8 protein-coding genes are annotated in these 13,960 nt (G+C 43.2%); 5 read left to right on the top strand and 3 right to left on the bottom strand.

Going from position 1 to position 13,960, the window contains the following annotated elements:
* Positions 1-94: 94 nt before the first annotated feature.
* Positions 95-3,739, bottom strand: coding sequence for a WD40 domain-containing protein (locus H6F77_RS01395; RefSeq protein WP_199321125.1), 3,645 nt, complete (start codon positions 3,737-3,739; stop codon positions 95-97).
* 367 nt (positions 3,740-4,106) lie between these two features.
* Between H6F77_RS01395 and H6F77_RS01390 the strand changes: the two genes are divergently transcribed.
* The 4 genes from H6F77_RS01390 to H6F77_RS01375 all read left to right on the top strand — a co-directional run bounded on the left by H6F77_RS01390 (position 4,107) and on the right by H6F77_RS01375 (position 9,188).
* Complete coding sequence (locus H6F77_RS01390) at positions 4,107-5,615, top strand: glycoside hydrolase family protein (protein ID WP_242021822.1); 1,509 nt, start codon at positions 4,107-4,109, stop codon at positions 5,613-5,615.
* Positions 5,616-5,928: 313 nt separating this feature from the next.
* Positions 5,929-6,915, top strand: coding sequence for a lipase family protein (locus tag H6F77_RS01385; RefSeq protein ID WP_190484624.1), 987 nt, complete (start codon positions 5,929-5,931; stop codon positions 6,913-6,915).
* A gap of 196 nt (positions 6,916-7,111) precedes the next feature.
* Positions 7,112-7,594, top strand: coding sequence for a hypothetical protein (locus tag H6F77_RS01380; RefSeq protein ID WP_190484623.1), 483 nt, complete (start codon positions 7,112-7,114; stop codon positions 7,592-7,594).
* A gap of 58 nt (positions 7,595-7,652) precedes the next feature.
* On the top strand, positions 7,653-9,188 hold the full coding sequence (locus H6F77_RS01375) for an NACHT domain-containing protein (RefSeq protein ID WP_190484621.1): 1,536 nt from the start codon (positions 7,653-7,655) through the stop codon (positions 9,186-9,188).
* 119 nt (positions 9,189-9,307) lie between these two features.
* Here the strand turns inward: H6F77_RS01375 and H6F77_RS01370 are convergent, their stop codons facing one another.
* On the bottom strand, positions 9,308-10,342 hold the full coding sequence (locus tag H6F77_RS01370; RefSeq protein WP_190484619.1) for a tyrosine-type recombinase/integrase: 1,035 nt from the start codon (positions 10,340-10,342) through the stop codon (positions 9,308-9,310).
* A 183-nt stretch (positions 10,343-10,525) separates the two neighbouring features.
* Complete coding sequence (locus H6F77_RS01365) at positions 10,526-11,146, bottom strand: heme-binding protein (protein ID WP_190484616.1); 621 nt, start codon at positions 11,144-11,146, stop codon at positions 10,526-10,528.
* A 140-nt stretch (positions 11,147-11,286) separates the two neighbouring features.
* Here H6F77_RS01365 and H6F77_RS01360 point away from each other — a divergent pair, with 140 nt between their 5' ends.
* The gene (locus H6F77_RS01360; protein WP_190484615.1) at positions 11,287-13,854 is read left to right on the top strand and encodes a dsDNA nuclease domain-containing protein; all 2,568 of its coding nucleotides are present in this window, start codon (positions 11,287-11,289) and stop codon (positions 13,852-13,854) included.
* Positions 13,855-13,960: the final 106 nt, after the last annotated feature.

Genomic DNA, 13,960 nt, shown 5'->3' with positions numbered 1-13,960 from the left:
AAACAATGAATGGATTTGATTGTTGTTGCCAGCTCAGGCAGCAACTCATTGGGTGAAGTGAAGTGTTCGGATAAAGGTCTTGTCTCGATGTACTTTAGCTGACTAGGGACGCAGCACCTAACACCTTCAATGTTTCCCACTGAGCGTCTGTTAGCCCCTGAATGCCTCCGATCTTCATACCTTCATAGCGGCGAGGTGTTCTTAAGGTTTGCCAGCACTTGTGAGCTTGCAAATCCCAGAATTTGATACTTTCATCTAAGCTGCCACTAATAGCTGTGAATCTTGCAGAAGCTTCATCTCCAAGTTGAACAGAGGCAACGAGCAATGTATAGATCAGATCAGAGTGACCCGCCAACGTTCGATAGCATTGTCCTGTGCGGATATCCCAAAGTTTAAGGGAGCGATCTAAACCTCCACTCACAATGAACTGACCGTCTGGGGTAAATTGAGCAGCCATAACAGCCATCTCATGTCCAGTAAAAGTCTGAAGACATTCTCCTGTCGAGACTGACCACAGTTTAACGGTTTGGTCAAAGCTAGCACTAAGTAACCACTCTCCATTAGGACTAAACGTCACTGACCACACACTGTTGGCGTGTCCTCTGAGGGTTTGGCAGCATTCCCCAGTATGAGTGTCCCACAGCTTGATAATTCCATCAAACTCGCTGCTTACTAGCAGTTTTCCGTCAGGACTATAGGCAACACAAACAACTGGACTGGTATGTTCTTGGAGGGTTTTGAGACATTCACCCGTGCTAATGTTCCATAGTTTAACAGTTTGGTCATAGCTGCCACTTGCCAGTTGGGTTCCATTAGGATTAAAGGCAATGCTCCACACCCAACTGGTATGACCGTATAAGGTTTGCAAGCAGTTACCTAACTCCCAGTCCCATAATTTGATGGTATAGTCAGCGCTGCCACTAGCAAGTATTGGGTGTTGACTGGCAGGTTGAAACGCCACCGACCAAACTCGGTTGGTATGCTCCCGTAATGTTTCTACCAGAGTACCGCTTTTAATGTTCCACAATCTTACGGTCTGGTCTTCGTGACCACTGGCTAGATAGCTACGATCGGGACTCAAGGCAAGGGATAGCACGGCATTGGTATGTCCTTTAAAGGTTTTCGTACAACGTCCTGTTTTAAGGTTCCAGAATTTGGTCGCATGGTCGTCGCCGCCACTAGCAAGTTGTTGCCCGTTGGGATGATACGCAACTGTCCAAACTCTGTTAGTGTGTCCTAGAAAGGTTTTCAGGCATTCTCCAGTCTGCACGTCCCACAATTTCACGGTGCGGTCAAAACTGCTACTTGCCAATTGCTGACTGTCAGGACTAAATGCGATCGCACTTACTGCCTGTCGATGTCCGCGCAAGATTTTGAGGCAGTTTTGGGTTTTGACATCCCACAGTTTAATCGTCTGGTCATAGCTGCTACTGGCAAGGGTTTGACCGTCGGTACTAAATGCTACTGACCGCACCCAGCGACTGTGCGCTTGCCAAACGCTGTGGCAAATTCCTGTAGCGACATCCCACAGTCGAATCGTACAATCTTCTCCGCCGCTGGCTAGGGTTTGACCATCTGGACTAAAAGCAATTGACCAAACTCGACCTTGATGACCCATTAAGGTCTGAATTTCTGGCAAAGGCGGGTTTTGATTCGTAATTGATGGGTTGTTCTCAAATTTATCGGCTAAACTCGCCTCTACATGGGCAACTGACCACAGACGAATGGTTGCATCTTGCCCACAACTGGCGATGATTTGCCCATCTGGACTAAAGGCAACGGCATTAACTGAGTAGGTATGCCCTTTGTATGTTTGCAGACATAGCCCAGTTTCAACCTCCCATAATTTGACCAGATAATCATCACTGGCACTAGCAAGATACCGTCCGTCTGGACTAAAGGCAACTGCCCACGTCCAATGTTGGTGTCCTCGACAGCGAATGAGTTGCTCTCCGGTGCAAGTATCCCAAATTTGAATTTCGCCTTTGGTGTCGCTGGTGGCTAAATGCTTGCCATCTGGGCTAAATGTTACACCGACTATGCCGCCAAAGGTTTCAGCAAAGACTGTTTGGCTAATTTGAGTATTGGTAAAATCAACGTCGTGCAGTACGGCATTGGCTAAGTAAGCTTGACGAATCACCAGATGAGAAAAATCAAAGCCTTTGAGTTCTGTCTTCAGGTAACAGAATAAATTGAGCAGATTGCCCCCTGCATAACCTGTCTGTGTCACTGCTTGATGTTGCAATGAGGCTAAAATCTGGCAGAGGTGCTTCTCAAGTTGAGCTGGTGTTGCAAAGTGGGTTAAAAGTCGCTCGGTTAAGGGGTGTAAAATCAGTTGAATTTGGGCATCGCGCAAGTAGTCTTGAGTCTGGGCTTCTATTAAGGCATGGGTTCTAAATAGATTCAGGTTGCCCGTCGTAATTTCTTGCTCAATGGTTTGGATGAATCGTTCCGTGACATACTCCATAATCACGGGTTGTTGCGTTAGGTTCCCGTTTCCTGTTTCAATATGCGCTTCTTGGATGAGCGATCGCGCCTGAAGTGCCTCTAGCGCTTCTAGTAACTCTCGCCAAGGTACTTTGTACAGGATTTCTTCCTGTAACTTTGCTACTATTACCCCTTCTCGGTTAATCGCCAGCCAGTACATAATTTGTTGTTGTAGGGGAGATAAGCGCTCAAACTGTTGTTCGAGTAAGTCCCACAAATCACTAAAAACAGCTCGACCTTGGGCTAAAAATGCCTGACTATTGCCGCCAAACAGGGTTTGAATGGTTGTTGCTGCAATTTTGAGAGCTAGGGGATTTCCACCGAAGTACTTGACAAGGGCTACTCGTTGTGAATCAGTTGCGTCTAAGCCTTTGGCGATGAGGATTTGCTGACCATCTTCTCCTGGGAGTCCTTGCAGTTGTAGCGATCGCACCGGGAGGTTTTTTCCTTCCCGTATAGTAAATCCGCTGGGTTTGTCTCGTCCGGTTAAAATCAGGCAACTTTGGTGGGGTTCGTCACAGATGCGATCGAATAGCTGGCGGTAAGGTTCGTAACCCGGTTGATATTGTCCGCTGCGATTTCCGTCTTGCAAGATGGACTCGACGTTATCGAGTACTAACAAACAGTGTTTGGTGTGCAGCTGTTTCATTAAGGTATTAATTGAGCAGTCACTGACGACTTCTGTACCCGCAAAAATGGGCAAAATTTCGCTGAGGATGAGTTCTAAGGGCGGTGCTTGCTGCAAACTGCGCCAAACCACACAGTCAAATTGGGATTGTACTTGTTGAGCGAGTTTCACCGAGAGGGCAGTTTTGCCCATCCCACCGAGTCCAAAGATTCCAATTGCACGGCAGCAGTCCTCAAGAATCCAAGTTTCTAAGGTTTGCAGTTCCCCTTGCCGCCCATAAAATCGGGAAACGTCAGGCGCTTCACCCCAATCTTGCTTGCCTTGAATAACAGGTAATGCGTTTGCAGCTTGTTGCGACTGTTGGTAGCGACGCAAAACGGCTTGAAGATTGCGCTTTGAGACAGGTTCGCCGAGGATTTGGGAGAGACTTCGCCACAACTGCGAACCAACTTGTTTGATGTAGTCGAGTTGATAACCTAACTGATCGGCAATCTCCTTGTAGGAACGTCCCGCCCAAGTTTGCAGAAAGACTTCCGATTGAACATCATTGAGTCCTTGATGTTGATTGGCAGAGTGTAGCAGCGTATCAACCAGGGTAAGCGCTTCTTGTCCTGTCATCGCCATCAACCTTGATGTATGGGTTAAATTTACTGAGTTTTCGGCTGCTAATGAGCCAAGCTACAGGAAATTTAATTCTCTCTCCGGAATGAAATTGCTTTTTCTCACTTACTAAATGAGCTGTGTTTCGCGATCGGCAGTGTGTTTTCGGTAGCGTCCAGTGTTCTCTCCCGCGATCCTTAGTGATTTTGACCTAAAGATTAAATTTGCTCGTCTTCCGGATTCTGTCAGCAAGCTTGCATAAACTTTACATCCCTCTATGGGAAGAACTCACCTTTTCTCACCGACAGTGCGATCGGGTGTGGGTTTTGATAGGGGAATTCAGGAAGATAATTCCTTCTTCTAAAGTCAAAAAGGGAGAATAGTAGAGAGTATGATGCAGATTTCACAAAAAGGTTTGGATTTAATTAAAAAATTTGAGGGATTATACCTCACAGCTTATTTAGATCCTGCGGGGATACCAACAATTGGCTATGGAACAATTCGCTATCCCAATGGACAGAAAGTTAAGCTAGGAAATGAAATTACAGAACAGCAAGCAGAAGCTTATTTGCTCGATGAGTGTAGTAAGTTTGCTCAAAAAGTAGAAAAATTAGTTACAGCTTCTTTAAACCAAAACCAATTTGATGCGCTGGTTTCATTCTGTTACAACTTAGGGGATGGAGCATTAGGACAGAGTACCCTCTTAAAAGAGCTGAATAAAGCCAATTATTTAGGGGCTGCGAATGAGTTTCCCAGATGGAATAAAGCAACTGTTAAGGGGAAATTACAAGTTCTTAATGGTTTAGTTAAGCGCAGGGCTGAGGAAAAAGCACTTTTTGAATCTACTGAAATTGGTGGAACTCCCATTGAGGTTGATACAACGCCTTCTCCACAGGAACAGGTCACTTGGCTTGAGGGTTATCGAGATGGCGACAAAAATGTAATTGTTGCGTGGAAGGGTGGTACTACTAGTGAAGTTATTGAGATCGTAACTTTGGAGCGACCCAATAAAGAAGATTTAATAGCTGTCTTACAGCAATATCCCAATGCAATCGATTTTCGTCTTGCGCCTAAAGAAAATGATATTCCTAAAGGAGAACGTATTTCATTTTCTGGAAAAGCACAACCAATTATCAGCCCCAGCACACCAATACCATTTCCTGGTCGCCTATTAGTTCGAGGTGCTGAAGGTGAAGATGTCAAGATACTTCAAGAACGCTTGAGGGAACTTAGTTATTATCTTGAAACAGTTCATGGACTTTTTGATATAACAACTGATGAGGCAGTCAGAGCCTTTCAATCCGATTATTTTGGTGTTATAGAAGCAGATGGAAAAGTAGGTGAAATAACATGGAGTAACTTATGGGGAAAACCTCAAAAAATTACACCAGAAACACGCAAAGGAAAAACCTATCTGCGTTTAACTAAAACTAAGAGAAAAGACGGACATGGTTGTTTTATCTTACAGCTTGAATATATCAAAGATGGAAAGCTCAATGATCGTTTAGAAGTTTGTTCAGGGCAACCCAACAAACAAGTTTTTCGTACCGGAAAAAACAGCAAATCAGGTTCTATGGAACCACTTCCGGAGGGTAAATGGTTTATCCACAACATTCTATGGGCTGATGGCAAAGATAATTATCATGGTAAACTTTTTGCTGTTAAGGGGCTAGGACCAGTCACAGTTCCATTATCTTACAAAGAACCTGGTACCACAGGGCGTAGTGCTATTGAAATTCACATTGACTGGAATAAAACAAAAGGGAGTCCTGGAACAGTAGGTTGTATTGGAGTGAGCAATGTTACTGACTATAAGCGACTGGTCACTTGGCTAAGGGAAACAGATCCGCGTGACCTCTATGTAGATTGGGGACTTGGGACTTGTCCCGAGCCTTCATAAGCTCTTTTGCAAAAGCCATTTGAGTAGGGTGCCTTATCAATAAACCTATCGCACCTTACCAGCTACGGCGATCGCATCTTCCCTTAGTACAAGCGTAGGGCGATCGCTTCCACTGAGAAATCATCCACAACTCAATTCTTCAACCTATTGCTCCTTCTTTGGAAGTTTTTGTTTCTCTAATTAATAAAGCTCAATAAAACATCAGACAATGAAAATTTTTCAGACTTGGTTCAAGTTTTATCAAAAACAAATTGAAGGTTGATTAAGGTCAATTTAAATGTTTTTTGCTAAATATCAATAGAGGAAATGTTCAATGTCTAAAATTAAAGTTTCCCAAAACTCTAGATTCGAGTTAGAACGCGCAGTCGAGTTACTAGATTTAGTGGAAGAAGCTCATAAGCGTTACGCTCAAGCGAAAGCTGAACCGGAATGGAATTGGGATACAGATTATAGAAGACCCATCATTCTTAATGGTAAAAGATATAATGTCCTCAAATATCTAGGTTTTGCACAGTATTTTTTAGCAATTAGAAGGAGAGTTCCATTTGGTTTCATTGCCCAGCAAGAAAATAATATTTTTGTAGTGTTTCGTGGGACAATGAATTCTGCTGAGTGGATCTCTAATTTTAAAGCTTGTCAGGAACCATTTCTTGATCTATCACTTCCTCTAAATCGTCAGATAGCTTTGGATGATGATGACGATCCATTTTTAGAGGATACAGATTCAATAATGAAAGAGCATGACAAATTTAATTTAGGTATTTTAGCGCAAGATATAGGCGAAGTTCATCGAGGATTTTACAGAACATATACTCGTTTGGATCGAGGAGGTTTGTTGGATGGTACTCCTGCTAATGATCGCCCCTCAATGAAAGAGAGTGTTGAAACAACTCTCAATAATCTTGCACAAGATTCCCAAATATTCGTAACAGGTCATAGTTTAGGTGGAGCTTTAGCAACTATAGCTGCACTGCATATCAGCAAAATGAATTCTTTTAATCCTCCCATTCTTTATACTTTTGCTAGTCCGAGAGTAGGAGATCAAAGATTTGCTCAACAATTTGAAAACTTAGAATGCTATCGAATTGCTAATAGTGAGGATCTTGTTCCTACCATTCCTTTAGCAACTAAACTTCTAACTCTTAGAGCATCTCTAGCAGGCATTACCGGGCTTTGGAAAAATCATCTTTCAAAAATGGACTATCAACATATTGGTGAACCCCTCTACTTTACGACTCAAAAAGGAAGTGTTTCTGATAATCATACAATTCCAGTTTATCAAGAAGCATTAAATGGATAAGTAGCAAAATTAGATTATTCATTCTGTAATTTAGCAAGATAGTTTCTTCTAATGAAAAGATAATTTTGGGCTTGCTGTTGCAATCGATAGAACAGAACGATTGCTCATAGTTTCCTAAGAGTAAACAGGAGTTATCGCTCAACCAAAATCAGTTGAGTAAAGATATAGCTTTACAGTTTTTAGTTAAAATCAACAAATGATGGAAAAAAATATTTTAGAGTTTGAAAGCAATTCTAATGAGAACTTTTCTAAAAGAAGAGAAGCTCTTTTGACAGAAGTAAGTAATTTCCGGACTCTTGTGGTGTGTAGGCTACGAAATGTCAATCATTGGTGGAATATTGGTTTAACTGTAACTGGTGTCACTCTTACTGCAATTACTACAATTTTAGGGGTGATTGACAGTGAATCTTTAAAAAATTGGCTCAAATTCGGAATAGCACTAACTGGCTCAGCAGCAGTTGCTACTCAATCGGCACATAGAGAATTCCGTGTTAGAGGAAAGGCTGGAAAATATAAGCAGGCTGAAATGGATTTGATGATCATTGAGTCTAGTATCTCAAGTTTGGGAAAGGATACAGATGAAACAGAATTAAAAAAATTAAGAGAAGAATATTACAACATAATCAAGAAAGTGGGAGAAATCGAAGCAGAACTTGATCGCGATAATTCAAAACAATAAAGGATGGAGTTAAGTGCCAAAATATGAAAGCCCAAATCAAGAGCATAACCAATATGTCATGAATAAGTCTAAAACTACATCTATCGATTTTAAAGGGTACTTAAATCGTCCATGTAGAGAGCAAGTGTTATTACAAGCCGTAAAGGACGAAGTGGAAGTACGCATACAAAGTTCACTGCACAACGTTGCTTTGATTAATCTGGGTAAGCCGGTGCAGTTAGAGCGGATTGAGCGTCTATGGGATGTGGAGATCAAAACAGGTGGTTCCCAGTTTGAGTTAGTGACATCAAAGACGAGTATTCTGGAGATTTTTGAGCGGATGGATGTTGCAGGTAAGCTGCTAATTCGTGGAAAGACAGGCTCTGGTAAGACTACCACAATGCTCAATTTGGCGAAGGAAATGATCCGACGGGCGGAAGCAGATATAAACTATCCTATTCCAGTATTGTTTGACCTTTGCTCTTGGAAAAACTCACATCAACCAATGACAGATTGGTTGGTAGATGAACTGAAGTTGAAGTATGGAGTAAGAAAGAATCTTGGAAAGCAATTGCTTGACAACAAGCAACTACTACCATTACTAGATGGCTTGGATGAAGTAGAGCCGAGCCTACATGAATCTTGTGTACGCGAACTTAACGCATGGTTGCAAGGAACAACCCAACCGTTATATCTAATAGTGTGCAGTCTGTGGGGGGATATACAGGATAGTCCGCAGCCGGATATTTGGCAACTATCTCTGAATGCAGTTGTTCAACTAAAACCTCTAACTCAAGAACAGATTCAACAATATCTAATAAGTGTGGATTGTACGGAGTTGTGCCAGATGTTAGAGCCGGATACAAATCTGCTTGAATTAGTAAGAACTCCGTTTCTGTTGAACATCACAGCTATGTCTTACGAATTGCTTTCCCTAGCACAATGGCAACACTTGTCCTCAAGAGCGCAGCGCGTAGAATACTTGCTAGATGCCTATGTGCAATACATGCTGCACCGAGAGATACAGAACAGGTGGTACGGGAAACACAAGACTCCTAGTGTTGAGCAAACAAGACGATGGCTAGTATACCTAGCGCAACAACTACAGAAAGAATGCCGAACAGAATTCTTAGTAGGAAAAACACCAATTTATTGGGTGCCAACTGGTAAAAATTCCTATGAATATAGTTTTTTTGTATTATTAATTACTTGGCTAATTTCTTTTATTTCTTTTGGGATAATCTCTTGGTTAATCTTTCAAATGAGTCCTCAGCTAATTCTTTGGTTGATAGTTGGAATAATTCTTTATTTTATACTTTTATTAGAAGGTAATTTAGTTGAAAAATTCTTAAAGACTGGAATAGTTATTAGTTCGTGTATTGCCTGGTGTTATCTTCAGATTGGTGCTTGGTTAGATGATTGGTTGAAACCCCTTGGAAAGCAAGTTCACCACTTCATTCCCCGCCTTATTTTCATCCCAGATAGGCACATTCATTGGAACTATAACCGCTTCCTTGACTACTGCACTGAGCGTCTCTTTCTGCAACGGGCTGGAAGACGGTACAGGTTTATTCACAAGTTACTAGAAGATTATTTTTCCAGAATGAGTTGTTAGGATGTTAGTTTTTATAGCAAATAGCAACTTGGTTAATATTTCTCACTGATGGCGCAGCGCCGTTAACTCATCCAATAAGAGGAGTGGAAAAATATAAGCAGATTGAACAACTAAGTTGGTCAAAGGGAGAACGACATTCCTTGATTGAGGAACTCTATGTCCTGATCACTCCTCGATTCGAGAAGCTTTGGAATCGGACTTGAGGGTAGAACTTCCACTGTTATCGGAGCGATCGCTTCTGTCACCTCGTTACCCTCTACCTGATTGATTTGTTCATCAGAAACAACTCCTATCAAAAATCTCACCGAACTATCCATCGGCTGAACGTGGAGATAAACAGCGACAGATTGAATTTGCGAGTGTCCTAAGGTGTGCTGCACCAAATGTAGTGGCGCTCCTCGCTCTAGAGCATGACTTGCGTGGGCGTGTCTCAACCAATGCGGACTAACTGGCGCGTCAATCCCGGCTTTTAGAGCCGCCGCTCGGACAATCCGCATCACCATCGAGCGACTTAAATGTCCCCCTTTTTTGCGCGAGGTAAACACGGGGTCACTAGCACTCGCCGTTCCTCTTAAACGTTCCACAGCCATCCATACCGGAGTCGGGAGCATAATGTAGCGAGTTTTCCCGCCTTTTCCCCGCACCACCAGTTGTCCCCCGCCCTCTTTGGCAACCAGATCGCGCCATTTCAAGCCACAAATCTCAGAAACTCTTAACCCCGTTGTATAAGCCAACAGCAGCAAAACTCTGTTGCGAGAGCTTGTAGCATTCTCGATTAACCGCACAACGTCCTGCTGGGTAAGTAACCGTTCGGCTAAGCGATTGCGAACTTTAGGAGGCTTCAGTTTCAAAGCCACATTAACGGGGCAATAGCCCGCTTCGTGAGCAAAGCGAAACAAAGACTTCAACGTATTGACAATCCGAGCTTTAGTGGCGGGTGCTAAGTCCCCGCGACTGTCAACATACCTGTAGAGGTCTACTAAAGTGGCTGCTTTTAAAGGCTTATTTATCCAAACTAGGAACTTCTGCGCTTCCTCTCTATAGACAGCGCGAGTGCGATCGCTTTTGGCGTGCAACCACATCCACAACAGCTCTTGGTCTTCTACGCCTCCATCCGGCGCAGAGCAATCGGGAGCCTTCTGTTTGGCTCTCATTCCTTCCTATGCAAATAAACAAGGTCTTTGGTTGCATTCACTCTACCACATGCTTAAGTCTCAAAAAAAGTAAACTGAGAAAGCTGCTCCATCTTTCTGATGGAATCAAAGTGCGGCTGCGGCTTTTTGTGTCGATGAATTACGCGATCGAACAGTGGAACACTATGAGGGCGTTGCTTTTCGCTAGCCATCTACCCGACGAATCGGAATTTGAATTTCACTGCGCTTGGCAGATTCGGGGACATAGGGAGCATCGTAGAAGAAGCGGCGAGGTGAACCGACGACAGCCCAGTCCGGGTGCTGTGCTAACCACTCCCGTAATCGCTCTATGTTCTTTTGGTAGCTTACGTAATCGTAACTGCCTTTTAGCCCAAGGCTGACGACTGTCATGGGTGCGATATCTTCTACCTGAATGTTTTGTGCAATCTCAGAGGGGTAGATGTCAGTGCTGCGATAGAGGAATGAAACAAGCGCTTCACCTCGTTCATTGGGTGCGCCTATCTCACTGGCTTCCAGGGTGCTAACTGGATAACGGGTTTCTACCGGAGCTGTCATGGAGATATTGTTAGAGCTGATGTGGCGATAGAGAGGGTCAAACGCTCTATTGGCTGCCATTGAGAGTTCTCCTGAATAGCGAACTGTGGCAGAACGGTATGCCGGATATTGTTTGACTTCAATTTGCCCTTCTGGTGTTGGAGAGGGAAATCCTTCTGGCAAGGGAGCAGCAGTAGCACTGTAGGCGAAAAATGCGATCGCAACTACTGCCAGGATTCCTACGGGTAATAGTATGTTCTCTAGCTTCACAGGGAACCTCAGAAATTCATCCTATTCTAAGTCTGGCAGTTTTTCACGGGGGCAAGCGTTCATCCATACTCTCCTGAATTCCTGTAGAACGCTAAACTGATCTCTGAATAGAACTTTGTTCACAGCACAAACTGTCCCCAATGCTACCCCGACCCTCTTATCGGAACATATCGCCAGTCGAAAGTGGAGGTGAAAGGGCACGCCAAGGTTTTACCTTTCAGGATCATGTAGCAGCAGGGTACTGCATTGATATGCTCCTAAATGCAGGCATCCTAGAAGTTTGGTGTGAACTCTTGGATGACATCACTATAGTTCGTAATCAGGCAGGTCAGGAAGAATTTGAGTTTGTTCAAGTCAAGAGCAATAAACTCGATCAACTCTGGTCAGTTGCAAAGCTATGTGAGCGAGATCAGAAAAATCCCGGAACCTCAATCCTAGAAAAGTTATTTGCCAATGAGCGAGGAGCAGAACCTTGTCGATTCCGAATAGTGACTTGCCGTGATGTTAACAACGAGCTAAAAGTTCTAACTCTTCCCCTCAATTCGCCTGTCAGAACTGCTCCTAACAATAAATTTACCCATTTGTGTCAGCAAGTTTCTGAGAAATTACCTAACTACAAATCACCTATTGGAAGTGATACATCATCGGGGCTATCACGAACTGAATGGGATGTTCGGTACTCAGAGGAGGCTATCAGGGAGAAAAATTTATCAAATATCAGGGCTTTTGGTGAATGTATTGGCGTTTTTCTATCCGCTAAACAATGGACTGAAATTTATGAAAAGATACTTTATAAGGTTAAGGAGGCAGGTGAAGCAAACTGGGAAATTAATTTAGACGCCAAGAAATTTAAGCGAAATAAATTTCTGGATTGGATAATACCCCTCATAAAGCTTGCAGACGTTCCTGAAAACTTACCTCATAGTGCAATAAGACAGTTTGTGAGTCGAGAGGAAGAATTAGAAACCTTACATCGGCAGCTTCAAGAGGATGGAGCAATGTCTGCGATCATCGGTATGCGAGGTGTGGGTAAAACAGAACTAGCACGGCAATATGCTCTGAAATACAAAGGAAGCTATCCCGGCGGTATCTGCTGGTTACATGCAAAAGAGGATATACGTCTTAAAATTATTCAGTTTGCGAAATCACGCCTCCAGCTGGATGTTCCATATCAGCAAGATTTGTCTGCTCAAGTTGGTTTCTGTTGGACATACTGGAATCGACCCGGAAGAGTGCTAGTGCTGCTGGATGATGTCAATAATTTTACAGAAATTGAACCCTTCCTACCGCCTCAGAACGAGCGGTTCAGAGTACTAATCACTACCCACTGGAAATTTGATGATTTGCCGTTTTCACTGACTCTGCATGAATTGAAAGAAGTTGCGGCATTGGAATTGCTAGCGCAGTGGGTTAAGACGGAACAAATTTTTTGTAATGTCACAACTAAAGAGGATGTGCCATCAGAACTATGTGCGAGGCTAGGGCACTTACCGCTGGCACTACACTTAGTCGGGCGATATATAAAGAAGCGCAGAGTAACGCTGATGGAAATGTTGCAACGCTTAGAGGGGAAGGGACTGAGGCATCCAGCTTTGCAGGTTGATCAAAATGATCGCACTCAAACCATTAGAATTGAGCGAGGTGTCGCAGCTGCCTTTGAACTAAGTTGGGAAGAATTGAGTGAATCGGCACAACGATTAGGGTATTCGTTGAGCCTATGTGCATCAACCCACACAGCTTGGTCACTCATTAAAAGTGTAACAAACGAGTCCGAGCTTGAAGAACTGGAAGATGCCAGAGTTGAATTAGAGAGTTTACACTTACTCCAGGTTCAGGACAAAGATTTGTATCAACTGCACTCGTTAATTCGAGAGTTTTTTCAAGACAAGCTCGGTAGCACAGATAAGTTGTTGCAATCAATTAAACAGAGAGTTGATGAAGTCATAGGTTCAGACACAGAATTGCAACATTTCCTTACCTGGGTAAATCAAAAATCTGGTTCAGTCAAAAATAGTTACAACCCAGATGGAAGACTAAAACGAATTCGTTTTAGCTCTCTCTATCCTGACATCTTATGCAAACTAGCAGCTATTCGTGCTTTCTATTTTGACCTTGCTTTGGTTCACAATAGCGGTCTTGCTCTTCCTCTCTATCACAAAGTCAAAGCTGAATTTTCTAACAACTTCGGTCTTCGTGGACTTTCTGATCATCGCCTTACCAGTGAATTTGAGCTTTCTTGCGCTATCGAGCCTGGTCTTGCACCTTACCTTCACTTTGCTACCGATCTTGGAATTGTGGGTGCTGATGATCTTGCTATTGATTCTGCTCTTGATAGTAACCTTGAGTTCGCCTATAGTCATATCTTTGAACTGAAGTTTCGTGAATCACTGAAAAAACTAAAAGAACAATTGCCTACTATAGATAGAGGGCAGGATAATTTTGAGAACTGGTGGCAATCAAATGGTCAAACTTGGACTGAGCAGTTGAGAAAGGTAATGATTGAGCATCGCAACGTTGGGCATGATCGGCAGTTCAGAGAAGAACAGAAGGAAAAACTAAAACATTACTACGATACTAATAAGCTGCTGGTGAATTGTTTAAATGATGATTGCAAAGTCAATCCAGAAGTAAGAGAGGCAATTGAGGAGACGTTATTGCTCCCAGTAGCGGAGATTGAGAGGAGGAAGCGTGAGGGTATATTGGGGTGATAGGGTGATCGCTATCTCTCTGTATAAACCCGGACTAGCATACTCAATCAAACGCGCTGTCATCTACTAGCCTCTATATGAGGAAGGATGTGGACTCAGGAGTCAC

Origin of the sequence: Microcoleus sp. FACHB-831 (assembly GCF_014695585.1) — a bacterium.
Taxonomy (GTDB): domain Bacteria; phylum Cyanobacteriota; class Cyanobacteriia; order Cyanobacteriales; family FACHB-T130; genus FACHB-831.
The sequence above is the reverse complement of the archived record's forward strand: the minus strand, read 5'-3'. Positions and strand labels throughout refer to the sequence as shown.

Coding starts and splice junctions, on each gene's coding strand:
- H6F77_RS01385 (WP_190484624.1), top strand. CDS start 5,929: ATGTCTAAAATTAAAGTTTCCCAAAACTCTAGATTCGAGTTAGAACGC.
- H6F77_RS01360 (WP_190484615.1), top strand. CDS start 11,287: ATGCTACCCCGACCCTCTTATCGGAACATATCGCCAGTCGAAAGTGGA.
- H6F77_RS01395 (WP_199321125.1), bottom strand. CDS start 3,739: ATGGCGATGACAGGACAAGAAGCGCTTACCCTGGTTGATACGCTGCTA.
- H6F77_RS01375 (WP_190484621.1), top strand. CDS start 7,653: ATGAATAAGTCTAAAACTACATCTATCGATTTTAAAGGGTACTTAAAT.
- H6F77_RS01370 (WP_190484619.1), bottom strand. CDS start 10,342: ATGAGAGCCAAACAGAAGGCTCCCGATTGCTCTGCGCCGGATGGAGGC.
- H6F77_RS01390 (WP_242021822.1), top strand. CDS start 4,107: ATGATGCAGATTTCACAAAAAGGTTTGGATTTAATTAAAAAATTTGAG.
- H6F77_RS01380 (WP_190484623.1), top strand. CDS start 7,112: ATGATGGAAAAAAATATTTTAGAGTTTGAAAGCAATTCTAATGAGAAC.